Source organism: Rhodococcus sp. IEGM 1379, assembly GCF_030056815.1.
Lineage (GTDB): Bacteria > Actinomycetota > Actinomycetes > Mycobacteriales > Mycobacteriaceae > Rhodococcus_F.
Genome location: NZ_JASHKR010000013.1, coordinates 49,110 through 72,542, shown reverse-complemented (window position 1 = coordinate 72,542; position 23,433 = coordinate 49,110). Strand labels below are relative to the sequence as shown.

The 23,433-nt window shown below is 60.1% G+C and carries 22 protein-coding genes and 5 pseudogenes; 11 read left to right on the top strand and 16 right to left on the bottom strand.

Annotated elements, in window-relative coordinates:
• Positions 1-120 precede the first annotated feature (120 nt).
• The 3 genes from QM600_RS10415 to QM600_RS10405 are packed head-to-tail and all read left to right on the top strand — an operon-like array spanning position 121 to position 2,512.
• Positions 121-600 (top strand): nuclear transport factor 2 family protein, encoded by a 480-nt coding sequence (locus QM600_RS10415; RefSeq protein ID WP_283261380.1) that lies wholly within the window; start codon positions 121-123, stop codon positions 598-600.
• The gene (locus QM600_RS10410; protein WP_283261379.1) at positions 597-923 is read left to right on the top strand and encodes a DUF485 domain-containing protein; all 327 of its coding nucleotides are present in this window, start codon (positions 597-599) and stop codon (positions 921-923) included. The genes QM600_RS10415 and QM600_RS10410 overlap by 4 nt, the downstream gene beginning before the upstream one ends.
• Positions 920-2,512 carry a solute symporter family protein gene (locus QM600_RS10405; protein ID WP_283261378.1) on the top strand — a complete coding sequence of 531 codons (1,593 nt, stop codon included), beginning with the start codon at positions 920-922 and terminating at the stop codon, positions 2,510-2,512. Before QM600_RS10410 ends, QM600_RS10405 begins: the two co-directional genes overlap by 4 nt.
• Before the next feature lie 67 nt (positions 2,513-2,579).
• Here QM600_RS10405 and QM600_RS10400 read toward each other — a convergent pair whose 3' ends face one another.
• A complete protein-coding gene (locus tag QM600_RS10400; RefSeq protein ID WP_283261377.1) occupies positions 2,580-3,836 on the bottom strand; it encodes an amidohydrolase in 1,257 nt (418 codons plus the stop codon).
• Positions 3,837-3,984: 148 nt separating this feature from the next.
• Complete coding sequence (locus tag QM600_RS10395) at positions 3,985-4,641, bottom strand: trimeric intracellular cation channel family protein (RefSeq protein WP_283261376.1); 657 nt, start codon at positions 4,639-4,641, stop codon at positions 3,985-3,987.
• A gap of 644 nt (positions 4,642-5,285) precedes the next feature.
• Between QM600_RS10395 and QM600_RS10390 the strand changes: the two are divergent.
• Together QM600_RS10390 and QM600_RS10385 are read left to right on the top strand one after the other, a co-directional pair.
• Positions 5,286-5,390: pseudogene (locus QM600_RS10390) on the top strand (NAD(P)-dependent alcohol dehydrogenase); the annotation flags it as partial.
• Positions 5,391-5,724: 334 nt separating this feature from the next.
• Positions 5,725-5,973 carry a hypothetical protein gene (locus tag QM600_RS10385; RefSeq protein WP_283261375.1) on the top strand — a complete coding sequence of 83 codons (249 nt, stop codon included), beginning with the start codon at positions 5,725-5,727 and terminating at the stop codon, positions 5,971-5,973.
• A gap of 88 nt (positions 5,974-6,061) precedes the next feature.
• Here the strand turns inward: QM600_RS10385 and QM600_RS10380 are convergent, their stop codons facing one another.
• Together QM600_RS10380 and QM600_RS10375 are read right to left on the bottom strand one after the other, a co-directional pair.
• A complete protein-coding gene (locus tag QM600_RS10380) occupies positions 6,062-6,421 on the bottom strand; it encodes a histone-like nucleoid-structuring protein Lsr2 (protein ID WP_283261374.1) in 360 nt (119 codons plus the stop codon).
• Positions 6,422-6,684: 263 nt separating this feature from the next.
• Positions 6,685-7,161 (bottom strand): MarR family winged helix-turn-helix transcriptional regulator, encoded by a 477-nt coding sequence (locus tag QM600_RS10375; protein WP_283261373.1) that lies wholly within the window; start codon positions 7,159-7,161, stop codon positions 6,685-6,687.
• A gap of 253 nt (positions 7,162-7,414) precedes the next feature.
• On the opposite strand from QM600_RS10375, the gene QM600_RS10370 reads away from it, so the two are divergent.
• The gene (locus tag QM600_RS10370; RefSeq protein ID WP_283261372.1) at positions 7,415-8,128 is read left to right on the top strand and encodes an alpha/beta hydrolase; all 714 of its coding nucleotides are present in this window, start codon (positions 7,415-7,417) and stop codon (positions 8,126-8,128) included.
• Between the two features lie 189 nt (positions 8,129-8,317).
• Positions 8,318-8,755, top strand: a pseudogene (locus tag QM600_RS10365) (IS6 family transposase); the annotation flags it as partial.
• 120 nt (positions 8,756-8,875) lie between these two features.
• On the opposite strand, the gene QM600_RS10360 reads toward QM600_RS10365, so the two are convergent.
• The 9 genes from QM600_RS10360 to QM600_RS10320 all read right to left on the bottom strand — a co-directional run bounded on the left by QM600_RS10360 (position 8,876) and on the right by QM600_RS10320 (position 19,622).
• Positions 8,876-9,673 (bottom strand): hypothetical protein, encoded by a 798-nt coding sequence (locus QM600_RS10360; protein WP_283261371.1) that lies wholly within the window; start codon positions 9,671-9,673, stop codon positions 8,876-8,878.
• Positions 9,673-11,514, bottom strand: coding sequence for a hypothetical protein (locus tag QM600_RS10355; RefSeq protein WP_283261370.1), 1,842 nt, complete (start codon positions 11,512-11,514; stop codon positions 9,673-9,675). The genes QM600_RS10360 and QM600_RS10355 overlap by 1 nt, the downstream gene beginning before the upstream one ends.
• 28 nt (positions 11,515-11,542) lie before the next feature.
• On the bottom strand, positions 11,543-11,842 hold the full coding sequence (locus QM600_RS10350; protein ID WP_283261369.1) for a type II toxin-antitoxin system PemK/MazF family toxin: 300 nt from the start codon (positions 11,840-11,842) through the stop codon (positions 11,543-11,545).
• On the bottom strand, positions 11,842-12,075 hold the full coding sequence (locus tag QM600_RS10345; RefSeq protein ID WP_283261368.1) for an antitoxin: 234 nt from the start codon (positions 12,073-12,075) through the stop codon (positions 11,842-11,844). The genes QM600_RS10350 and QM600_RS10345 overlap by 1 nt, the downstream gene beginning before the upstream one ends.
• 118 nt (positions 12,076-12,193) lie before the next feature.
• The gene (locus QM600_RS10340) at positions 12,194-13,171 is read right to left on the bottom strand and encodes a DUF2637 domain-containing protein (RefSeq protein WP_283261367.1); all 978 of its coding nucleotides are present in this window, start codon (positions 13,169-13,171) and stop codon (positions 12,194-12,196) included.
• Positions 13,172-13,760: 589 nt separating this feature from the next.
• Positions 13,761-14,072: a hypothetical protein gene (locus tag QM600_RS10335; protein ID WP_283261366.1), complete on the bottom strand. Its 312-nt coding sequence runs from the start codon at positions 14,070-14,072 to the stop codon at positions 13,761-13,763.
• On the bottom strand, positions 14,069-14,851 hold the full coding sequence (locus QM600_RS10330; RefSeq protein ID WP_283261365.1) for a ParA family protein: 783 nt from the start codon (positions 14,849-14,851) through the stop codon (positions 14,069-14,071). The genes QM600_RS10335 and QM600_RS10330 overlap by 4 nt, the downstream gene beginning before the upstream one ends.
• Before the next feature lie 2,536 nt (positions 14,852-17,387).
• Positions 17,388-18,665: a Rep protein gene (locus tag QM600_RS10325; protein WP_283261364.1), complete on the bottom strand. Its 1,278-nt coding sequence runs from the start codon at positions 18,663-18,665 to the stop codon at positions 17,388-17,390.
• Positions 18,666-19,364: 699 nt separating this feature from the next.
• Positions 19,365-19,622 (bottom strand): hypothetical protein, encoded by a 258-nt coding sequence (locus tag QM600_RS10320; RefSeq protein ID WP_283261363.1) that lies wholly within the window; start codon positions 19,620-19,622, stop codon positions 19,365-19,367.
• Between the two features lie 609 nt (positions 19,623-20,231).
• Between QM600_RS10320 and QM600_RS10315 the strand changes: the two genes are divergently transcribed.
• From QM600_RS10315 to QM600_RS10300, 4 genes and pseudogenes are all read left to right on the top strand, one after another.
• Positions 20,232-20,840 carry a DDE-type integrase/transposase/recombinase gene (locus QM600_RS10315; protein ID WP_349307255.1) on the top strand — a complete coding sequence of 203 codons (609 nt, stop codon included), beginning with the start codon at positions 20,232-20,234 and terminating at the stop codon, positions 20,838-20,840.
• 303 nt (positions 20,841-21,143) lie between these two features.
• A complete protein-coding gene (locus QM600_RS10310) occupies positions 21,144-21,629 on the top strand; it encodes a transposase (RefSeq protein ID WP_349307251.1) in 486 nt (161 codons plus the stop codon).
• Between the two features lie 34 nt (positions 21,630-21,663).
• Positions 21,664-21,858: pseudogene (locus QM600_RS29635) on the top strand (DDE-type integrase/transposase/recombinase); the annotation flags it as partial.
• Between the two features lie 67 nt (positions 21,859-21,925).
• Positions 21,926-22,339 (top strand): transposase, encoded by a 414-nt coding sequence (locus QM600_RS10300; protein WP_502942929.1) that lies wholly within the window; start codon positions 21,926-21,928, stop codon positions 22,337-22,339.
• Between the two features lie 133 nt (positions 22,340-22,472).
• Here QM600_RS10300 and QM600_RS29840 read toward each other — a convergent pair.
• The 3 genes and pseudogenes from QM600_RS29840 to QM600_RS29835 all read right to left on the bottom strand — a co-directional run.
• Positions 22,473-22,592: pseudogene (locus QM600_RS29840) on the bottom strand (integrase core domain-containing protein); the annotation flags it as partial.
• A gap of 52 nt (positions 22,593-22,644) precedes the next feature.
• Positions 22,645-22,890 (bottom strand): hypothetical protein, encoded by a 246-nt coding sequence (locus QM600_RS10290; protein WP_283261360.1) that lies wholly within the window; start codon positions 22,888-22,890, stop codon positions 22,645-22,647.
• Between the two features lie 80 nt (positions 22,891-22,970).
• Positions 22,971-23,207, bottom strand: a pseudogene (locus QM600_RS29835) (IS3 family transposase); the annotation flags it as partial.
• Positions 23,208-23,433: the final 226 nt, after the last annotated feature.

The window sequence follows — 23,433 nt, the reverse complement described above, 5'->3', positions numbered from 1 at the left end:
AGCGGCAGCTTCCTGGGTGTTGACGGCGCCCCTCCAGATGGATTATGGTCCAAATCACATGAACGGGCGTTAATGTCTCGTCCCGTCAACTTCACTCACCAACACTTGGAGGTAAGGGCGTTGAGCACTCTCGAAGAAAGAATCGCGCGATTGGAGGATCTCGAAGCGATCCGCTACCTCGACGCGCAATACTGCCGACATCTCGACGACGGCAACTGGGACGACCTGATGACTCTGTTCACCGAAGACGGTGCCTTCGACGGACTCTCACACCCGGTAGGCAAAGCGGAGATGAAGGAGTTCTTCGCCGGACTCGCCGACGGTGGACTCAGCGAGTTCTGGCACTTCATCACCAACATGGAGATCGACCTCCACGGCGACACCGCCACCGTTCGATCATTCCTGTGGCAACCGTGTGTCTCGGACGGCGTTGCCTCCATTGCTGCCGGCCGCTACACGGACACGCTGGTCAAAGTCGACGGGCACTGGTTTTACCGAGTCAAACAAGTTCGATTCCACTTCTTCGGACCACTCGACGAGGGCTGGGCCGAGAACCAGTTCGCGCTGGAGAACGCCAAGCGCGCAGCGGTACACCCATGAGCACGCGCGCATGGCTACCCATCCTCATGCTGCCGGAATTCATCGAACTTCGGCGACGCCGTCGCACGGTGACCACTGCCCTCGGACTGGTGGCGATCACAATGTTCGGTGGCTTCCTCGTCGGCTTCGCATACTTCCCTGCGCTGCTCGGTGAAAACGAACTCTTGGGCATACCTCTGTCGCTCTGGGTGGTGTTCTCACAGTTCGCCGGAACCTGGGTCCTGGTATACGCATACTTCCGGCTTTCCCGTACCTACATCGAACCGGCTGCCGCCGCAGCGATCCAGGCCATCGAGGATCACGCCCAGGAGAAAGTCGCATGACCACCGAACCGAATTTCCTGGCGATTGGTGTCTGCATCGCCGTCGTATCCCTCACCCTGTGGGTCACGTTCGCCGCCTCCCGACGTAGTCGCAGCGCCGACGGGTTCTTCGCCGCTGGACGATCGATCACCGGATGGCAGAACGGATTCGCCATCGCCGGTGAATTCATCTCCGCCGGAAGCTTCCTGGGTACCACGGGCCTCATCTTCTATAAGGGCGTCGACGGCGCGGTCATTCTCTGCACCTCGGTCGTCTCGTTCCTTCCCGTACTGTTCCTCCTCGCGGAGAAGATGCGCAACGTCGGAAAGTTCACTCTCGCAGATGTTCTCGTCTTCAGAACCGGCGCACGGCGCGTTCGAATCGTCGTTGCCTTCAGTACGATCGTCACCGGTACTTTCGTCCTGCTCGCACAGCTCGTCGCGGCGGGCGTGCTCTTGCAATCGGTGTCCGGCATTCCCTTCGGACTGTCCGTCGTGGTCGCCGGAACACTCATGGGTATCTACGTCTTCGTCGGCGGCATGCTCGCCACAACATGGGTACAGGTGATCAAGTCGACGATCTTGGCAACCCTCGCCATCGTCGTCGCCCTGGGTATCCTCACCAAATTCGGCTTCAGCCTGCCCCGCATGCTCTCCGGTGCCACCGACAACACCGCAGCCGGCGACGCAATCCTCTCCCCCGGAATGATTTTCGGCCAGACCGGAGCACTCAACCTGGTCTCCTACTCACTGGCATTCGCACTCGGCACCGCAGGTATGGCACACATCCTCATCCGCTTCTTCACCGTCCCAGACGCCGGTACGGCGAGGAAATCGATCGGCTGGACAGTCGGGCTGTGCAGCATGTTCTACCTGATTGTCATCGTGATGGGATTCGGTGCCGCAGCGATACTCGGACCCGACGGCGCAGAACGAGTCGGCACGGGCGGTAACCTCACGGCACCGACACTGGTCACCGAACTCGGTGGCGGAGTCGGGACCATCGGCGGATCCATCGCACTGGCATTGGTCGCGGCTGTCGCCTTCGCCAGCATCGTCGCCGTCGTCGCAGGCGTCGTCATCTCTGCCGCAGGCACATTCGCCCGCGACGTCTGGCCCAGCCTGACCCGAACCAACGACGACGAGAACGATGTCCGCGACGCAAAGGTCGCCCGCTACGCTGCCGTGGGATTCAGTATCTTCGCCGTCATCTTGACCATGCTCATCGGTGACTCCACCAACATCACCTACTTCATGGGGATGGCGTTCATGGTCGCAGGCAGCGCCCACCTGCCGAGTCTGCTACTCAGCCTCAACTGGCGACGGTTCAACAGCACCGGCGCAGTCTGGGGAATCTCCGTCGGACTGGTATCAACCGTCGTCAGCCTGATGTTCACCGAAGCACTGTGGCTCGGCAGCGGACCGGCACCTCTGACCATCCAGCTACCCATCATCATCACGTTGCCGCTGGGCGCGGCCGCAGCGATCATCGGTTCCCTGCTCGGCGAGAAACGACACGGCCCCTCACCAGAGCGAGACGAAAAGTTTGCCGAAATGCTGGTACGTGCAGAAACCGGCATCGGCGCAGAACTGGCCGAGGTTCGGCCTTAGCAGTGCCTGATCCATGATCGATGAAGGGAGTGGGTCTGCGTGGAACGAGCAGACCCACTCCTCAGTGTCACAGCCATTCGAGTGCAGCGACAACCAGCGCCTCGGTTCCAGTGTCCAACGTGGGTTGGATTACCGGAGCGAAGACAGCCGAGTGATTGACCGGAACATCCTCCGACACCCGACCCGCCAACTCGGCCGCACGGTACACATCAGCATCAATACCACCGAAACCCCAATACGTGTACGGCACACCCAGAGCAGTCGGAATGTCACTGAAATCCTCACTCGCGGTCTGCATCGGCAGCGCCCGACTACGCTCGCCGAAATGCGCAGCGAACGCAGCGGCAACACGCTCGGTCGCATCAGAGTCGTTGTCGGTCAACGGAAAACGGTCGAACAACTCGAACTCGGGATCCTTCGGCGACCGCGAAGCCTGACATTCAGCCGTCACGATCCGGCGGATCGCATCGAGGATCGCCGTGCGGGTCGCCTCGCTGTACGTCCTGACATTGAGCTCGAGTACCGCATGATCGGCAATGACATTGCTCTTGGTCCCGGCAGCGATACGCCCGACAGTGAGGACCGCGGGTTCTCCGGGCACGGTTTCCCTCGAGATGACGGTCTGCAACCGGACGACGATCATTGCCGCCAACACCACCGGATCGACCGTTGCCTGCGGCATCGATCCGTGGCCACCTCGCCCGTGAACGGTGATCCGCATACTGTCAGCAGCGGACAGGACCGGCCCGCTGCGGGTACCCACTACCCCCGCCGGAGCGGGCAACACGTGCTGGGCGAGGGCGACATCGACCGTGGGGAACAACTCTCCCAGACGATCGTCGACCATCATGCGGGCGCCGTCGCCGACTTCCTCAGCCGGCTGAAACAAGGCAACCAGGGTGCCGTTCCAGTGTTCTATTGAGTCGGCGAGTAGCTGGGCTGCGCCGAGTAGGCACACAACATGCACATCGTGACCGCACGCATGCATGACCGGCACCTCGTCCCCGGCCGCATCCGACGCGACAGCCGTGCTGGCGTACGGCAGACCCGTCGCCTCCCGAATGGGAAGGGCGTCCATGTCCGCCCGAAGCAGCACGCTCGGACCGTCGCCGCCCCGCAGTACACCGACCACCCCGGTGCCACCGACGCCCTCGTGCACCGAAAACCCTGCCGCACGTAACCTTTTCGCGACCATCCCCGCGGTGCGATACTCCTGATGCGAGAGTTCCGGATGCTGATGAAGATCCCGGTAGAGATCTTCCTGCCAACCGCGGATAGCAGCCAGCCCGGCCAACACCGTCGCGCTACGCGAGTTCGTGGACATCACTTCCCCTTCCGTCGGCGACGCCGGACGTTATCGCGGCACGCCCGGCCTAGGGCGCGCCTGGACACGGCGGACGAATGCCGTTGCTAACCAGCATTCTTCACGCTACGCCGCGCGTCAGAGTGGCGCCCTGGAAAGCGGCGAACCATCAGCCAGCTAGATCGTCCGATCCGCCATGTCGACGGCGTCCCGGCGGCCGGGGTGCATGCAGATCGAAGCGCACACCTAGCATCCTGACGACGAAACACACCGCCGCCGCACCCAGCGCAGCACCCACGCCGCCATAACCGACGCCGTGCGCAGCAGCGAAACCAGCCGCCCCGAGCAGAGCGGGAATGGCATAAAGCTCACTGCGCAGCACCGTGGGGATCCGTCCGATCACAACATCGCGGATCGTCCCACCCCCGACACCGGTAATCGCGCCCACGATGACCGACTGCACTACCCCGAAACCCAACTCGAACCCCTTGTGCGCCCCGATGACCGCGAACACGCTCAAACCGATGGCGTCGAGCACCGTGATCGGCATCGCCAACCGCTCCAACCGGAAGCTGAGGCCGAAAGCGATCAACGCTCCGATCGCGGCCACGGCCAGATATCGCAAATCGACGAACGTCGCCGGAGGAAGGGCGTCGAGCAACACATCGCGCACCGTGCCACCACCTAGCGCGGTGATCATGCCCAGCGTCACGACACCGACGATGTCAAGTCGGACGGCACGCACCGCAGTCAATGCCCCGTTCAAAGCGAACGCGAAAGTTCCTGCCAGATCCAGCACGAACAACAGCGGCGGTTCGGAGGCCATGGCTGAATGTCTACCCCCTCCGGGACATACGCACACGCCACGCAGCCCCGGCAACATCGACCCGGACGGTGTCAGCGCCGTTCGTCCCGCCGACCCCGCCGCCAATGACGCGTGTCACGAGTTCTTCGTCCGGGCCGCCAAACGCTGTGCCGGACGGCAACGACGTACCCAAGAGTTCGCCGGCCCCTCCAGCCGCCGCCCGTCGAGGTACAGCACTGGACGCTCCGGCAGATTTCTGTGCGGAAATAGGATTCCCATCTGACATCCCAGCGACGAGATGCACACCGCGAGCGTGGCAGGGCTACCTATCGGATGGTCCGTTAGCGGATGATCCGTGATCATGGTGGCCGGAATCAGAGCGCACTCGCGGACGCAGTGTGGGACGAAGTCACGGATGCCACTACCTCAGTGGGGTTGCGGCTATCTGTGGAAAGACCCGAGTTTGTCACCTGAGCGAGGAATTCGACTCGCGCTCCTCGCCTTACCTCCAGGTTTCCCCTCGCGACTCCGATCGAATGAAACCGATGTCTGTTCGGCCTCGGACGGCGTAACCGAACATGCACACGTGCGTACTCTTTGGTCAGCCGGAGTTTGAGCCGCGCGGGCGCCTAGAAACGGTGACACACAACGACAAGTGAGTCGCAATGAAGGCAATCCAATACACGACTATCGGCGCCGAACCCGAACTCACCGAGATCCCCAAACCTGAACCCGGCCCGGGTGAAGTCCTACTCGAAGTGACCGCCGCGCAGCCAACCCGCCGGCAGCGCCCGGCCATCGAAGACCACTTCACCCCCGGCACCTCGTTAGAACAGATCCTCGACCTGCACGAATTCGACCGCAAACTCGCACTGCTGATCCTCGACGCGACGCGAAGTCGCCATGCGACTCCGCGTCGGAAGTGTGACTCCAGACATTCGTGGATCGTCCCCTATGCCTGAATCGGGTTGTGGTCCCCGGCGCCAGATGCAATGTCGGACTTGACCAGACTCTCCCGGGAACGATCCTCGAAGCAGTGAAAATCCCCGAGACACGGCCATCCCCACTCCCCGGCGGTGCGGATTCTCTGCCAGAATCAGGACCATGTCCGATTCTGGCACTCAACGCGCTCATCCCATTGCGGTCGGTTCACGCGTCACGGTGATCCCGACCTCCGGATCACGGTCCGGTGATACCGAGCCGCAGGTCGGTGTCGTGATCGAGGACTACGCCGAGTCCGTCGTCGACAACTCCGAGCTGGGGCGGGACTGGGCGCCGGTGCTGCGGTGGGCGATCGCCCTCGACGACGGCCGTTTGGTCTTCGCCGCCGAGGGTGGCCTCGAACTCGCCTGAACTTCCCTTTCTCTCACCGACAACAGTCACGGGATACAGATGCGCTACCCGGTGGGTGTCAGTGAGAAACGATGCTATTCAATGCCTTTCAGTGTGCGGCGTCGAAAGCGTCGATAACTTCGACTTTGATCCGTCCGCGCGCGGAGACGTCGAATCCGTTTCTACCTGCCCAGTCGCGGATCGCTCTCAACTGCTCGGCTGATCGACCGGACCCCGACACGGCAGTCGGAGTCGCGGTTTTCGCGCGAGCCTTACCGGCAGTGGATGCTTTCTCCGCGACCTTGACGAACGGGGCGAACGCCGCCTCGATCTTGTCCGCATTGGCGGGTCGTAGGTCGATCCGATAATCGGTCCCTTGATAGGAGAAGGTGACCTCGTGTCCCAATCCGGCGTCGATCGGTTTTCCGTCGAGATCGTCGATGAGTTGGCGAATGAATATTTCGGCCACGGTGAATCCTCTTCGTTGCAGGCGGAATGAAATTCCAGTTCATGTTATCGGCAATATCAGATAATCCTCGTTTCCCGAGCCGTCTCCTCAACACCGTCGACTCTCACACCTCAATTGTGGGTAGAGGATTCATACGATGACACGAGGCAGCGCCTTCACCGCGTCCACAATCCCCGGGTGGTCGAGATCCAAACCTCGACTCGCATGAGTTTGACGAGTCCGCCGCACGCATCACAGCCGTCGACAAATTTCGGCATTCGCATCTACCCGCCAGTGGTCATGCGGCCGTCCGAATCAAGTCGCGTCAACAATGCGTCGCCGATGTCGCACAGTTGCTCGAGCTGCTCAGGTGTCAGGGGGTCGATGATGTGGTGCCGGACGGCGTCGACATGCCCCGGTGCGGCAGCGACCACGGCGTCCCAGCCCGGCGAGGTCAACCGCGCGTTGATCGCTCTACCGTCCTCCAGGCATGGGAATCGCTCTACCCACCCCCTGCCTTCAAGGCGCCTGACTACGTGGGACAGTCGAGGCAAGGTGGCGTTCGTGCGCTGCGCGAGCGCGGTCATTCGCAGGGTTCGATCGGGCGCCTCGGAGAGCATCGCCAGGACAAAGTACTCGAAGTGAGTCATGTTCGAGTCTTGCCGTAGCTGCGAATCCAGAACTCCCGGGAGAAGTTCGACCACGGCAACTAAACGAAGCCATGCTGCCCGTTCGTGGTTGTCGAGCCATCGTGTGTTCACATCTGAAGCATATCCATTTACTTGACACAACAACTATTTTGACTACGCTAATACTTGAAGCATCAACTAAGTGTCTGTCGGTTCGTCAAGATTCACTTGCACGACCATTCAAGGCGCAAGGACTGAAAGCTTGCCCTCGACGAAGGCCTCCGTTTTCTGTCGGTTTCGACGTCGGCGCCTGACGGTCCCTGAGAGAAGAGAGCGAACACACAGTGACCGCAAATACGAACCGCTTGAACTGCGCCGGCCGATCATGACCGCCGCAGTATTCAGCGCCCCCGTCATTGCCACGTTCGGTGCAACGGATCCGTCTGCTCCCCTTGTCGTGCTTCTACATGGCCGGGGATCGAACGAACGCGATATCCTGTCGCTGGCACCCCATCTTCCGGGTGATGCCGCATATGTCGCAGTGCGCGCGCCGATCGCCGAGGGATCTGGGTTCGCCTGGTTCGCCAATCGAGGAATCGGCCGTCCCCAAGCCGCGTCACTCGAAGCGACCATGGGTTGGTTCCGGGAGTGGCTCGACGCGGTCGCACCACTCGGACGACCGGTCATCCTGGTTGGATTCAGCGGTGGCGCTGCCTTCGCCGGCGGCCTGATACTCGACGATCCCGCTCGGTTTGCCGGTGCTGCTGTACTTTTCGGGACACTGCCCTTCGATGCGGGTTTGCACGTCGAACCGGGACGTCTCGCGCATCTACCGGTTTTCGTCGCCCAAGGCGACCAGGATCACGTCATCCCTGCCGAATTACTGTACCGGACTTGGGATTACCTCCTCGGACAGTCCGGTGCACCCACCGAAGCGCACCGCGACCCCGGTGGACACGCACTTTCCGGTGCCGTTGTGTCTGCACTGAACCAATGGATCACGCGCCGCCTCCACTTCATTCAGCAGCAATACGTGCCTGTCGCCGGTCGCTTCCATGACGACCATGCTCACGCCCTCGGTGAGGAGAAAGCGACGTAGCCGGTCCACCTCCCGCGTGGTCGATCCCCAGACCGTCACGGTCTTGTCGAAGGTCCCCGCTCTCCTGCCGGGGGTGCGGACACAGACCTTCGCATCACGTTTGCTGATGTCCATTCCGGCGCAACGTTCGTGCTGTAGTTCCATGGTGGCCAACTCCTTTCGTCATCGGATCACCACTGGGTGCGGAAATACTTGTGGCGAGCAGGCGACCAGCACGGGAATGTCCTCGACATCCTCATCCAGTCCAAACGGGACGGTAAGGCTGCGACCAGGTTCTTCAGGAAACTTGTGAAGAAACAAGACCACCCGCCGCGGGTACTGATCACCGACAAACTACCCAGTTACCGGGTCGCGCACCGGAAGCCGATGTCGACAACTGAGCACCGACAAAACAAATACGTGAACAACCGCGCGGAGAACTCCCATCAACCGACCCGGCAACGCGAACGCGCCATGAAAGGCTTCCGCACCGGCGGCTCAACCCAGAGGTTTCTCGCCTCGTTCAGTCGTATCTCCCCGCACTTCCGCCCACCGCGGCACCGTATGACTGCCACCGACCATCGAACCGAAATCCGCACCCGATTCCAGGTATGGGATCAGGTCACCGAACAGGCCCTCACTGTCTGAACACCGCTTCGTGTGATGCCCTGCTGCGCCCGAAAGCTGCTGCATCCCAAACAACTTGACAGCACCATTCGAGGCACTCAACCCGCCCGTGGATAACTCGGATTCCCCGCAGCTACCGATTTAGGTCCAGTCGATGTGGACGGACTCGATGGAATCGAAGTGAAATCCGAAAGCGTCACCGTACTGATCGAAGCCCTTGTTCTCGGGATAGTCCATCGTGGCGTGCCGCTCAAGGATCGCCACAACGCGGGCATGATCGTCGTTTGCCAACGCGGCCGCGAGTTCACGCGTTTCGTCGACACTGAACGGACTGTCGGAATTCGCGAAATCCAGTGTCCGAACCCGGTAGTCGTAGCCTTCTTCGGAGCCGTTGCGGACGGACACTCCCCCGCGGACTCGGATCGTCGCTTTCTTCGGTTGGCCATCGGGGCGGAGCACGCCGGCGCGGTCCATGATGTCGTGGGCTTTGACGTTCTTGAGTTTCTTCTTCGCGTCAGCACGCAGTTCGTTCGTCTCGCCGGACCGATAGCGGGATACAGCGGATCGTGAGCGCCCGATTTTCTTTGCGACAGCGTCGATTCCACCGAGACGTTCAATTGCTGCGCGCCGTTGGGCGCGTTCGTTGACTTCTGGGTGTGGGATACGTCCCTGCTGAGCCCACCGTCGCAACGTTCGGTCCGACGGCGGTGTCCTGCCGGCGTCGATGGCTGCTTGGCGCAGTCCGTCGTTGCCGATTTCGGTTCGGATTTGTCGGATGGACACTTTGCTGGTCAAGCCCGCCAGGCCACCACTTTTGACGGTTTTGGATTTTTCGACCCCGCTGGTCGCCGCCGTAGAAACGGACACTTTCAGTCCGTCGAGCCCGACGGTCTTTTGCGCGGGTTGCTTCGTTCGTGGCTTCGGAAGGTGCAGTGCCACTAGTTGTTTCCTTCATCGTCGTCGGCGAAGACTGCCTTGATAGCGAGGTTGATCTCGTGTGTATCGCGGGCTTCGGTGAGCGCGGCCACCAGATCATCGGTCAGTGCGGCGCGCTTTTCGAGGGTCATCTTGCCGAGTGCGTCGCTGTCGTCAGCGACATCGATCCTGTCGGGTAGGGGGTAGACCCAGGAGTCGGTGACGGTGCGCAGTGGCCAGCGGCCGGTTTCTCGGGCGATGCGCATGGCTACGCGGCGTCCGCGCCAGCGGCAGTGCGCGATGATCGCTGCACGCCAGAGTGGCTGGTGGTGGTGTTGCATTTGTTTCGCAGTCCACATGTCGGGGTTGACCATTCGGCCGATGTACCCCTTGTAGCAGGCACCGAGGAAACGTTTGATGGCAGCGTCGTTGGTGTCGACGGCTACCTTGCGGGCTTCTCGTAGGATTTTCGCCCACTTGTCCAGTGCGCGGCCCTGTTCCGGGTACACCCACGCTTCGGTGATGTCGAGATCGTCGAGTTCTGCTCCGATACCGCCGTCGGCAACGGGAGCGCAGAACGCGTCGAGGCTGACGGATGTGATCCACGTTTGAACGGGTTGATCAGCGAGCATGTGGGGGTGCGGGAGTGGCAGCTTGTCTGGGAGGGCGAGCATGTTTCCCGCCGGCAGGGTGACGCGCCAGAGCCCGAACGGGGTTTTCACGGCCTCTGCCGCATCCATTGCGTCCTCTGCGCGGAGGTGCCGCGGTTTCCCGTAGCCGAATTCGAGCATGCCCGCGGATGCGAGGTACGCGGCTCGTTGGTCGATCGACACCAGCACGGTCGCGTCGTCGAACTCTTCGGGATCGGGGACTCGGGTCCAGCCGACCGCGGGTTCGAGATCACCACGATGTTCGCCGTCGAGCGGCGGGACGGGACCGGCGGCAGTGACGACGATGCCTTTGCCGCTGCGGGTACGTTCGCGTTTGATCTTGTCGAGCACGGCCGCTCCCGTACGGGCCGGAGTCGGCCCGGGGAGAACTCCGAGATGCTGTGCGCACCATGCGAGTCGGCGCCCGAGCTCTTGGGCAGCTGGGAGGTCGTCGTCAGGGAGATATGTTCCGGCGGTGGGTGATCCGAGGATCCCCATGTCCCCCACGCGGTTGCCCCATCCGAAGTCTTTGTTCCAGTAGGTCCATACGTACGGTTCGATGACGATGTCGACCATGGATGTGAATTTTCCGGTGGTGCGGGACAGGTGCACGACATGGCCGGGGTCTCCGCGCAGTTCCCACCCTGCGGTCAGCATCGGGGTGAGTGCGGCTTGGAGGACTCCGGTGAGTTCTTCGGCGGCGCGGGTGCGGAGGACTTCCATGTCGTCGACGTCGTCTTCGTTGCCGGGGTCGATGATCCATCCGAGCATCTCGCAGGCGTCGATGCCGACGACCCAGATTTGCGCTGGGGCGCCGAGGGGTGCCAGGGCTGCCCAGCGAATCAGTTTGTCGAGCTTTTCGACGGAGTCGACCGGTCCCGTGAGGACGTGCCCGGAGGGTGTGTAGGTTCCTGCCGCGGTGACGATGACGGCGTGCCCGTCCGCACTCTCCCCCGCCGGCGGCAGAGTCGTGGTTACAGATACGACGTCGTCGAGTTGTTCGGAAGCGTCGAGTTCTGCGTCCTCTGCATTGCCATCCGGAGTCGCGGATTCGGATGGCTCGCCGTCGGGTTCAGCGTCCGACTGACCTTGTTCGGGCTCTTCGTCACCGATGGGGTCGAACAGCGAAGGTTGGAGCGGTTCAGTGACTGCGGGGGCCGCCTCGGGCGTGTCGAGTTCGAAGAGGGCGAACTGCTCGCCTTTCTTCAGCGCCATGGTTCGCCCCCAGCGGTAGTTGTGGTCGTCATTCGAGATCGAAGGCTGAGCGAATTGCTTCCGACAGCGATTCTTCTTGTGCTGGAAAGAAATAGCCGATTCCCGGCCCGAGCGCGCTCACCGGGATGGTCGTGATGCTGTCGCAGTTGATCACGGAGTCTGCGTCCAGGCCGTTCGCGCGCCCTACTGCCACTTCGGTGGAGAGTCCTCGAATGGTGGTGGTTATCGGCGCAACGCTCACGCGGGTCAGGTGCGGGCGCACAAGTTCCCGGGTCAGCACGAGGACTGGGCGAACTTTGTCCAGCTTCGCTTCGTGGATCGGTCGCATCAGATCAGGTCCGCCGATCGATCTTCGGCGTACACGGCGAGAGAATCCAGATCATCCTCGCTCGACACCTTGGCGAGGATCTCTGCGTCCCTGGCTGCGATCTGCCTGCGGCGTTCACGCTCGAGCGCACGTAGCACCAAAGCTGCACGTGACGACGCTCGATGACTGGTCACTTCACCATCGAGGAATGCCACCATCTCGTCGGGTAGCCGTACCGCGATCTGCGTGCTCATACCTAAATGGTACCAATCTGGGATTCAAAAGGCTTCCGAAACACTCCACTACGCGAAGCCAAATAGTCACGGCCACGATCAGGCCGAGGCAAAGCCTCGCGAGGTCGATCTACTTGACTCAGGCCGAGGCGATGAGATCGTCAGCGCAGTCGATATCCGATGCTCGCATATCGATCAGTGGCGGGTTTTCGAAGCCGGCCGCGCGGGCCGCTGTGTCGAACTTTTCGTAACGCCGCCAGGAAGTTGACGTAGCAACAGGCGGGTTTGATGTCTGAGCGATGAATTCCCAGGTGAGGTTTGGGTCCGCAAGTTTGCGGCGCGCGGTGTCTTTGACTGCAGCGGGTAAGTCGGATTGCGTGATGAACCAGTCCAGATCGGCGGACAGATCCGGTTTCGTTGCGGGCGGGTCCATGACGTCGACGACCGTGTCGCCTACCGAAAGGTGCGGTGGATGGACACGGACAGCGATTTTCTGCGGCTCTTCGATCGCAGGCAGGTGTTGCGCAACGGCGGTCACCGGTTTGTGTGAGTTCTGGTTCTCCAGCGCTGTGGGTGCCGCGCCTTGCGCGGCGTGTTCATCGGCTTGCGTTTTGTAGTCGGTGTACGCGATGCCCGTCGCTTTGATGAGGACCCCGAGTCCGTGCGTGAATGCAAGCACGAGTGCCGGCGGAATAATCGCAATGAGCGCAGCGATGGCCGGGTCGAGAGGAACAAATCCGATATCGGTTCCTGCTGCAACCTGACTTTGCGCTTCGAATGCGGCATGGAATGCATGGTAGGCGTTGCCGAGGATGCTGATCGCGACGACCGTGACAGCCAGAGCGATGTAGAAGCCTTTGTCCCATTTGCTCATTTTGAGCTTGCTCAAGATGACGATCGCGATCGTGGATCCGAGGATCGCGCTGTCGACAATGACAGGGAAAATCCATGCAAGGTTTTCGGGCAAGGTCCCCTGTCGCGCAAGGTCGCGTTGCACCGCGAACGAGAGGACGAAGGCGCCGGTGGTGATTCCGATTGCAATGAGGATTGCAATGAGAAGCGCGGCGATCAGTGCTCCAAGCTGGATCCGCGCAGCGCGCAGACTAAAATCACCCATGATCGGGTTTTCCTTCCTAAAGGGGTGTTCTCGGTCTGGGGCCTCGCTGGTTGCAGCCGGCGGGGCTCCTCTTTGATTGTTCGGGTGTCGGGGTTGCGTTTCCTGCCTTCAATGTCCGGCCTGCGACTGGTGCGTTCATACGTTCGGAACTGGCGGGGAGCGCCTTGAACTGGCATTTTGCGTGTGAAATGCGGGCGGATAAACGTCTGGACGCAATACACGCGCCTCGCGAATGCATAGGTGCGCCGTTTCACGGAATGACCAAAGAAGCACACTTGGCACCTTGTTCACCGTCCGCGCAACAGACCCATTGTGTGTAAGCCGCGGAGGGGCAGTGCACTCACCCATGAGATGACCGCGACAGGTCGGCTGGCCGAAGCAGAAGGTCAGGTTGCAAGATTGCGTACTGCTCTCGCACGACGCAATGCAATCGGTCCCCGGATGTAACGGGAGGCGATATCTCGTGCCTCGCACGAAACGAGGCGCGCAACTTCAGTCTCTGCTTCGTTCACTGCTCGATCGGCACGACATCAACCACCCCACAGTGCATGCAATGCACGCACGCAATGCATGCATGGCATGCAGCTAGCTACAGTCCCCTGGCTTTCAGATACTCGTCCAGCGCAGCTTCCGTCATAGATGCTTCACTGATCTCACGATCACCGGTCTCGTATCGCAACTTGTCGACACCACGTCGGAGGCGATCCTTGGTGGAGGGCTTGATGCGGGTGTTGTGCGTCATCGACAGCTTCTCCTCCTCGTCCTTGCGTCCACTGGGATCGGCAGGCACCGGGGCCGCAGGCGCCGCGACGACGGGCACCGACTCCCCTCTCGGGGGTCGTTCCGGGATGAGTTCGGCAGGGTGAGTTTTGCGGATCGCAGGTTCGCGTTTGACGCTCATGCCGTGGCTCCGATCACGACGGGCAGTTCAGCGAGGAGATCCGTGTAAGCGACCCTGAGTGTCAGCGCTTTTCCGCCCTTGAACTGGTGGATAGGTGTGTGGTTGGAATGCGCGTCCTGGCGAGCTGCAAGTTCCGGAATGACCGTCTTGGCCACGAGGTCGCCGTATGTTTCGCGGAGTTCGTTCTCGCGGAACTCGTGCTCACCCGTCACACGCCGGCGACTGATCACAATCTTGTCAAAGGCAAGTTTGGGGTTGGCACGTTTACGAACGGTATCGATGGTCTGCTCGAGCTTCTGGACTCCTCGGACGCTGTCGATGGTCGGCTCTGTAATGGCTACGACGCCGTCTGCCGCAATAAGGACCGCGAAAAGGACCTTGCCCATGTTGGGTGGGCAGTCGAAAAGTACTGCGTCGTAGGGCGAAAGGTCCAGGCCCTCGAATGCGACGTCAAGGCGGAATACGAGATCGTTGGACCCGTCCGATTCGATTTTACCGAGTTCTTCATCGGCGGGAATTAGATCGACGCCGTCCCAGGGGGTCGCGATGATCGCTTCAGCCGCAATGCCTTCCCTGGTCTGGTTCATCAGGTGGTAGGCCGTCAGCATTCCGTCTTCAAGTTCCACGCCGAGTCCGCTGGTGGTGTTGCCCTGCTGGTCCATGTCGACAACAAGGACTTTCCCGCCGACCGCGGTGATGGCACTGGCAAGTCCGAGTGTGGACGCTGTTTTGCCGACGCCACCCTTCTGGTTGCCCAGTGCGATTTTGCGTGGCTGCATTGCGGACCTTTCGTCGAGTGTGTTCAAACTTGCGTGGCGTGCGTTGCGCGCGAAACACGCACGGCATGCAGTACGTGCACAATCTGCATCGCTTGCATTGCATGCAGTACGTGCACAATCCGCATTGCTTGCATTGCATGCAGTACGTGCACAATCCGCATTGCTCGCATTGCATGCGGCAGGTGCTCTACGTGCAAGACATGCGTTGCACGCTAGACATGCATAGCGTGCTTGTCATGCGCTACATGCACTGCCCGCATTGCGTGTCGTGCGTGCATTTGGTGCGGGACAAGCACTGCGAGCTATGCACGCACACTGTGCATTACGTGCGCGCGTAGCATAACACGCATGTAATGCACGCCGTTCGTGCAGTGCATTCATTGCGTGTCGTGCACAGTGCGCACGCAGCGCACCTCTCGCATGCGGCGCATGCCTTGCACAGATTGCAAGCACAGCATTCATTGCACACCATGCACGGCTTGCGTGGTGTGCTCTCTTTGCACTCCATGCGTTACGCGCATTCTGTGCAATACGCGCACGCAATGCGTTCATAGCATGTCAAGCAATCAATGCATGGCCAGCACGCGACGCATGACACGCTCGCATAGCTATACATGCGTTCAGTGCATGCATCACGTGCCACGCATTGCATGCATTGCATGCATTGCATGCTCGACATGCAGTGAGTGCTCCGCATGCATGCAATGCGCTACGCGCTACGCGCTGCGCGCTGCGTGCCTCGCACGCTCCGCATGTAGTGCATGCAATGCATGCGGAGCACGTCTGAACATCGCGCACGCAAAGCATGCAATAATCGCAGTGCGTGCACACCACGCACTACATGCACTGCATGCACTCGATATAACTGCAGGTAGAAGCACCTTCCCAGTCGAGAAGCCAACAAGCTCATTGGCATACGGAGCAGTAGTTCATTCAAAACGATCCGATCGAGATCCTCCAGATTTTCAAGATGCTCGTTCACTGAGGCACGGAAAGAGCGCCTATCGGGAGCTACCGTTACCGGAAGTTCTGTCGTCACGCAACGATTTCTTATGGGCCGAGGTTGCAATATCTACCACTGAGTCGATCCGCTTCGCCGCCTCGAACCCGCCGAAGCGGCTGATTCAGTCGGACATCGAATTGCAAAGAAACGAAAATTGAGCTCCAGCAGACCACGAAGGTACGATCGCCAGCACTAAACACACTCGATTCTCACGTCAGGAATGATCCCTCCGGCCGATCGAGTTTGTGTTTGCATCTCCTGATTCTGAATTATCCGATGGCTACCGCCGCGGCAGTGCGGTGATTCTTCGAGGAAATGAACTGTGGTCTGCCCCGACTCGGCCCGCCGATGGAGAGCGCGCCCTTAAGGAAAGGGGCGAACTGGGTTTCGTAGATTGCAGTGCATCTGCAGAATCTTCAATTTCTCGGCAGCACAGCGAAGGGGGAGTGTCAGCTTTAGCAACGAAACCGGACGAAATTGGGCGGATCTTCGCTGAAAACTCGAGACCGCAACCCCAGATGACGTGAGATCGATGCGGTGATCGAGGGGCGGAACTCCAATACTCTTCCGGGCAGAGGGCGGGTTGGGATCTATCGCAGGCAAAAATATCGCAATACAGACGTATGGCCATGGAAAATGAGCCGCTACTAAGCCTATTCATTACGTCACAGTGACGTAATGAGCGTTAGGGAGTAGGTGGTTAAAGTCGCCGCCTTCCATCCAAATTCGAGTGAATCCGGGGCACTTTCGCGCATCTGCAGGCCGGGGACGGACCATCGAACGAGCAAATTTACGGCGTCGTAGCGCCACATCCACCCTTGGTGAGGGAGTGAATGTGGCTTCATCATCCACGTCAGCACAGATATATGGGCGGAATAACCGACGCTCTGGGGGAATCCAGCGAATCAGCGACCCCGCACGGTGCGAGGAAAGCGGCGAAAGTATGTGTCCATGCAACGCTCGCGATGCATGCCATGCGTGCATTGCACGCGATACACGTCTGCTGCGCGGTGCATGCACCCAATGCAGGTGGTGCAAGCATTGAGAGCAGCCGGAAAATTCCACGCAAAAGCACTCTCTGCCGGTTGAGTTCGATGACAAAGAGTAAGCACATACCGCTCTGACCAGGCATATCAAGCAAGAACGGCACATTGCCGGCTAGGGCGAATGAGTGAGTTGTGTCAGTCCATATGGGAAAACCACCTTGGGTGCGTAACAGCTCGTCAGCGCGCTTCTGAGGGCGCAGATGCTCGGTGCCCTACGCAGATCGACATCAGACAGTTCCGTTCGTCATTCCCCGTCTCGGCGGCTTAGGAGCTGGGTCAACTGCTCGGAATGGACCGAGATAGCGCATACACCGACTTCCTCGTTTGTGAATCACTTCAACCGTGGATGCATTTCCGCAGCTCACAGTGAGAATTGCTTCAATCTGTGAGCGTTCGAGCTCACCTGATCGGGCGGCCCACAACACTGAAAGCGGCTCGCCGAACAGGCGTCTCCTCAGGTCGGGTGGCGAAGCGCAATCGAAGGTTCTCAGCATCGTTGATGCCGCAACTTCTCGGTCAGATGTGCTCGGATGGTGGCCAGGGCTTTTGCACGATGTTCGGGATTTGCGGCACCTTTGGCGCGCTCTTCGTGTGTCGATTCGAGTTGTTTCTGTTCCTTCCTTCTGGCTAGATCTGCGGCTTTGCGCTGTTCACTGGGTGATTTTCCAGTCCAGTCGATTGAATCGAGTCTGCGTTTGAGGTACGCCAGCGGCGAGGAGAGGTTGGCCGCTGTTGGCCAGATCCACCCCCGTTGAGCGGTGTCTCGTGAAAGCGTGCGGGCGATGTCACGCCCTGTCCAGCGCGTGGGGTCGATTCCTGCGTTCTGGAGGATGTCGCAGACTGCGCCGATGTGGCCAGGTGGTGAGAGAGCCGGGGCGTCATTGATGAGTTCTGCAGCTGCCCGTTGGAGTCCCAGAGGACGGGGGCTCTTGGCTGAGTCGGTGTGTTTTTTTCGTGGCGATGGGGGTGTCCACGCGCGTGCGCGTTGGTGAGTTCTTCCTAACGGAAGAACTTCACAAGATAAAAAACCAACACTAGATAGGGTGTCAGCAACTGTCGGTGCTGGTGGGCCTTGGTTTGGCTGATCGAGGAGGACGGAGCCGGTGCGCATGGCTTTCCGGGTTCGGTATCGGGCAGTTCGTTCGGCGGAGCGGGATGGGCGCTTCTTCGGCGACTTGGCAAGCGGTGTCGCTTCCACGATGCATCGTGGTGAGGATAGCGACCACGATGATGCTGCACGGTGCTGTTGGCCCCCGTGGTGAGCCTCTGCAGCGAGAAATTCGAGAGTTTTGAGGTTCCGTCCCCGAACGTGTTCGATACCCATCTCGAGATCGATGAGGACGCGTCGGGCTCGATTGACCGCTGATTCACTGACCTTGGCACGTGCGGCGATCGTCGATTTTGCCGCGGTCACTCCGCGACCGGTGTGGGATTCCGCGAAATGTGCGTGCGCTTCTGCGACGGCGTAGGCCTTGTCGGGCTTGATGAGGCGGCGTGCGCACAGGGTCTTGCCTGCGGGGGTATCGATGTGGTGGCGGAACTGACGGAGCCATTCACGGCGCGACGTCCAGACAGGAATCCGCGCTTGTTCGGCTGGTTCCACGGGCAATGCCCAGGATCGTCCGCGCTGGTCAGAGGACTCATTGAGTCGTCGTGTCGCGGAGTCGATGAGTGCGACACGAACGAGGACAGCATCGACGGTTGCGTGCCATTCGTCGACCTCGGCCGATTGGGGGACGGCGGTGTGGGTGTTGGTGTGCGACACGCCGAAGGTGGGTGATATGGAATGTGTTGATCCGTATTCAGGGTATGAGTTACCCTGAGACATACCTGCCATAGGTAGTCCCTTCCAGGGGATGCAGTTCGAGCCGAGAAAGCGTCAACTTTCGGAGCTCACCTCTCGAGAACGTTTCGAGAACAGATGACGGAGAACCTGCCAGTTCTTAGTCGACATCAAGGACCTGCCAGTCCTTATTCGCCGCGATGCGGTCCGCTCCCAATCACCCCCTTTGGGGGCTTTTGTGTTTCAAGAGGTCTGCGCTGTGTAGTTAGGTGTCGAGTTCGTTCGTCGATTACTTGGCTACAGGCGGCCCCAACTCCTGCGAATCCACAGATTGCGTGTGGATTCGCTGTGCGTAGGGACGTGTGTCGGAATCCAACGGCCGCGGGAGGGTGCCCTCATGGGCACGTTGCTGACCTGATCGGATTCGAGGATTTGTGGGACGCCAAAGTGTGACGTGGGCGTCATACCAACCGAATTGTGATGTGGATGTGCTGAAAATGACACCGTGAACGCGCCAGTAGGTATGGCGGAATTGCGTTTCTGGGATATCATCGAGTAAGCACCGCCTCTTCCTTAACTGGGTTAGTGGGGGTCGGGGAACTGGGAAGTTCCCGCAACTGCATAAACGGACAGCCCCCGATGCCGCCAAGCCCTGGGGGTTGTTCGCTGTCTAGGGGTAGTTCATGCGCCGACTGCGAGCTGCTCGATGCGCCGCAATGAGCCCACAGCTTCGATTTCGAGCAATCGAAGCTGGTCCGGATGCAGCTTGTCGCTGATGTAATCCGGTATGTCCAGTCCGTGGGTGATGGCCAAGATGAGCACGGAATAATCCCCAGCAGGGATTCCGAGTTCGGCGGCCCGATCCTCGTACACCTTGTGTTGCTTGAGGGGAGCACGAGTCGCGATGTGTCCGCGAGGTCCCTTGTTGTGCTGTGCCATGAGGAAAGACTAGAACCAATCTGTAACTGATACGGGTAGGCGCGCCCACTCGGTGTGTCGCGTGTGGTTGATGTTGCCACGAAATTCACCGTTTCCTGGAGTCGTTCCGGATTGCCGCTGCTCGAAATGGCTGCATCGAGGGTTCACTGACTGCAGCAGGCGATGCCGCAAACTACGGCCATGGCACTGCAGATCTCCTCGATGGATGTGGACTCTGGGGCGAATATTCCCAGTTCAACGGCACTAAGGAACGTGGCGGCATAGGTGCAGGCATTGATGGGCCGTCGGCCGCAGGGGAGGGTGACGTGTCGCAACGCACCACAATTGCTGTGATCTCAGTCACGCCTATTGTGTGCTGTGTCGGCCGGCCGTGCCCATACCTGGCGCGCCGCCGACGACAACGAAGGCCTGTGAGTCCGTCGCGGGTCAGGGCGGATGATGACGTTCATGCTGCTTCCATCATCGAAAATCAGACAGGTGCGGTCTCCGCCGAGCACTGTGGCGATGAATTCTTCGGTCGACGGCAGTGGGTGAGCTTCGAGAAACACGGCATCAGTTCGTTACCGACGAACACGGACCGTAGACGTGAACGCAGGCGAGCAGGACACAATGCAGAACGGCCTCGTCGATTTAACTTGGCCGAGTGTTAGCGACGACCATCGGATGAGTCGTGGAACGCGTGGACACGACGAGGTCGCTGTACGAATGGCACCGCTGTCCCGCGGAGATGCTCGTGCACTCCGGGAGCTGTACTACAGGTTCAGATCGAGCGTGCGAGACGTCGAAGCGTTCATTCTCGCGCGCGGTATCGTCGTCTCGTACGAGACGCCCGCACATGGTGTACCAAGTTCAGGCGGCGAATATGCCGTGGACTGCCGGCTGTGCGCTCTCCAGTCTTGCGGCGCATGGTATTTCGACGAGGTATTTATCAAGATCGGCGGACGACGGCACTACCTGTGGCGGGCGTTCGGCCAGGAAAGGAACGTCTTCGACATCGCAGTCAAGTCGCGACGTAGCGCGAAGGCGGCGTATCGTTCTTCGCCCAAGCTAATGCGCACATCGGGTCGGGTGATAAGGGTATTGGCCTGCGAGAAGTTGGCGAGTTACGTTGTGGCGCATCGGAAGTTGATGTCATCGGCTGGGCGCCGGCGTCGATGTACGTCAATATCCGGGCCGAGAAATCGCACCAATCCATCTGATAGCGTGGACGGGCGATGAGGTTCTCTCGCTCGCCGGGTGCGGCGCAACGATTCTTGCTGGCGTTCAGCGTGATCTCGCCGCACTTTCGGCCCGGCTGGCACTAGCTCACATGAGCACTTCCGTCCCGACATGACCGGCCAATTCGTCACCTGAAATGACGCGACCGGCGTACCCAAGCACTTCCTCAGGGCTTCTAGCAAAGGGGTGTATCGGCCGAATGGTCAACCCCGACATGCGGACTGCGAAAAAGATGCGAGACCACCACCAACCACTCTGGCGTGCAGCGACTATTGCGCTGATGACAGTGATGCGCTCGGCAACATGACCGGCGAGAAGCGTGCCTCCCTTACCGATGACCTGGTGGCCGCGCTTACGGACGCCGGCGCCGATCCTCCGATCCTCCGATCGGCTCCCGGCCTGGGACCCCTGCTGGCAGCGCGGGTGCTAGCCGAAATCGGTGACGATGCAGAGCGATTCACCAGCCCATCCGGGTTAAGGGCATTCGCCGGGACCGCGCCGATCACCCGCACCTCCGGTCGCTCGCACTATGTCAAGGCGCGCAAAGTCCGCAACAAACGCCTCGGCGATGCTTGCCACTGGTGGGTGTTCTCGATGCTCACCAAATCGGCCGGTGCACGAGCGCATTACGACAAACGGCGAGCTGCCGGCGATCACCACAATGCCGCATTGCGTAATCTCGCCAACAAACTACTCCGGCGGCTCTGGTGGTGCCTGCAACACAACGAACGATGGGACGACAGCGTTGCCTGGGCGTCGCAACCTACAGTGACATCGACACCGGAATAGGCCGCTGCTTGACACCTCACTGGCGTGGGATGTCTATTGCCGCACGATGTCGGGGTGGGCCTTCACTGCGTTCGTCATCGACGTCTTTGCTCGCAAGATCGTCGGTTGGAAGGTCGCATCGGAGATGACCACCCATCTCGTCGATACGGCTATCGTCAATGTTATCGATCTCCGAAAGCGTTCTGGTGTAGATGATTTGAGTTTACTTGTCCATCACAGCGACGCCGGCTGGAATCCAAGCTCGTGACGGAAAGGTTTACTGCTGTGCGATTTTGGACTGTTTCAGTAAGATGATCGTGGGTCGTTCCTTTTCCACGACTGCAGATACGGCACTGGTCAACAATGCGGTGAACATGGCCGCGCAGGAACGGATCCGTTGGGAGGCAACGATCTTGCATGCCGATCATGGTCCCCAGTTCACGTCGTGGGGGTTCGGTGAGAATCTGCGAAGGTGGGGACTGCTCGAGTCTTTCGGGACGGTCGGTGATTGCTTCGATAATGCTGTCATGGAGGCATTCTGGGGGCGGTTGCAGACGGAATTACTGAACACGAAGAAGTGGTCGACCACGCTGGAACTGACTGCAGCCATGGCCGATCACATCGACAATTTTCACAATGCCGAACGGCGCCACAGCTATCTCGGCAACATCAGCCCGATCGAGTATGAGAAGCTCTGGGCAGACATCCAACCGTACCCTCAGCTCTCATAACACTGGTGCACTATTGGGTGCACGGATCAACTCGCTATCAGAGAGTCAATGCGTGTGAATACAGCTGGCAGCGTACTCATTCGGGGCGGGTACGCCAGCGATGAATGACGGTGCCGGTTGTTGTAGTCCTCCTTCAGTCCTCGATGACCGCCCGGGCTTCGAGGAGGCTGTGGAATTCGTTCATGTTCAAGCATTCGTCGCGGACTCGATTGTTGAAGGATTCGATGTAGCCGTTCTTCCACGGCTGACCAGGTGGAACGTATCCGATTCCCAGTCGGTCCTCACAAAACGTCCGCAACGCCTCTTCAGATGAACTCGGGTCCATTGTCGCACCGCAACACCTGCGGCGGGCCGTCCCAGAGTGCGAACGACTTCTCCAAGGCCGCGACGAGATCCTCTGCCGGGATGGATCTCTCGACGATGTTGAGTACGGACTGTCGGGTGGGGGTACCGCCCTGCACGAAGTGCTTGGGGGAGGTTCGTCGACCATCGACGCGATCTTGAATTTCCTCCCGTCCGTCGTCGAATCGAACTGCAAGTCGATCGCCCACACGACTTTCGGCGCGTTTGCCTCGGTGATCGGAGTGGCCCCGGCGCCGGCTCGTTTACGGATCTTGAGGACCTTCACCCGCAATCCTTCCTCGCGCCAGAGGCGCTGAACCTTCTTCTTGTTGATCACCCAGCCGGCGGCCCGCAGATCCGCCCACGCCCGTCGGAACCCTTTTCGTTGGTTGGCTTTGGCCCAGTCTCGCAACCACTTCCGCAGATCCGCGTCCGGATCGTCCGGGGTGTTTCTCGCTACTTTCTTGCGTTGGGTGGATCGCGGTTGCCCGACGATTTTGCAGGCGAGACGCTGTGAGAGCCCCATCGTTTCCTGGAGCATGACGACAGCGTTTCGTTTGGCGGTCGGGCTCAGAATTTTCCAGTAATAATGAAATCAACCCACCGACGGCAGGGCCTGACCCGGAATTTTCCTGGCCACATGTGCCTTTCGCAGGACCCGTCGACCCGATCGCCGGGGCCACCACAACCGAATGTGGAGCACGCGAGAACCGTGACCGCATAGGAGCCTGCCGCCCCGACGGCCCGTCACT

Excerpts from the sequence above, each read along its gene's own strand:
- QM600_RS10310 (WP_349307251.1), top strand. The coding sequence starts at position 21,144 with ATGACCGGCGAGAAGCGTGCCTCCCTTACCGATGACCTGGTGGCCGCG.
- QM600_RS10410 (WP_283261379.1), top strand. The coding sequence starts at position 597 with ATGAGCACGCGCGCATGGCTACCCATCCTCATGCTGCCGGAATTCATC.
- QM600_RS10400 (WP_283261377.1), bottom strand. The coding sequence starts at position 3,836 with ATGTCCACGAACTCGCGTAGCGCGACGGTGTTGGCCGGGCTGGCTGCT.
- QM600_RS10395 (WP_283261376.1), bottom strand. The coding sequence starts at position 4,641 with ATGGCCTCCGAACCGCCGCTGTTGTTCGTGCTGGATCTGGCAGGAACT.
- QM600_RS10345 (WP_283261368.1), bottom strand. The coding sequence starts at position 12,075 with ATGAGCACGCAGATCGCGGTACGGCTACCCGACGAGATGGTGGCATTC.
- QM600_RS10355 (WP_283261370.1), bottom strand. The coding sequence starts at position 11,514 with ATGGCGCTGAAGAAAGGCGAGCAGTTCGCCCTCTTCGAACTCGACACG.
- QM600_RS10320 (WP_283261363.1), bottom strand. The coding sequence starts at position 19,622 with ATGGCACAGCACAACAAGGGACCTCGCGGACACATCGCGACTCGTGCT.
- QM600_RS10335 (WP_283261366.1), bottom strand. The coding sequence starts at position 14,072 with ATGAGCGTCAAACGCGAACCTGCGATCCGCAAAACTCACCCTGCCGAA.
- QM600_RS10350 (WP_283261369.1), bottom strand. The coding sequence starts at position 11,842 with ATGCGACCGATCCACGAAGCGAAGCTGGACAAAGTTCGCCCAGTCCTC.
- QM600_RS10370 (WP_283261372.1), top strand. The coding sequence starts at position 7,415 with ATGACCGCCGCAGTATTCAGCGCCCCCGTCATTGCCACGTTCGGTGCA.
- QM600_RS10315 (WP_349307255.1), top strand. The coding sequence starts at position 20,232 with ATGCAGAACGGCCTCGTCGATTTAACTTGGCCGAGTGTTAGCGACGAC.
- QM600_RS10385 (WP_283261375.1), top strand. The coding sequence starts at position 5,725 with ATGTCCGATTCTGGCACTCAACGCGCTCATCCCATTGCGGTCGGTTCA.
- QM600_RS10340 (WP_283261367.1), bottom strand. The coding sequence starts at position 13,171 with ATGGGTGATTTTAGTCTGCGCGCTGCGCGGATCCAGCTTGGAGCACTG.
- QM600_RS10405 (WP_283261378.1), top strand. The coding sequence starts at position 920 with ATGACCACCGAACCGAATTTCCTGGCGATTGGTGTCTGCATCGCCGTC.
- QM600_RS10330 (WP_283261365.1), bottom strand. The coding sequence starts at position 14,851 with ATGCAGCCACGCAAAATCGCACTGGGCAACCAGAAGGGTGGCGTCGGC.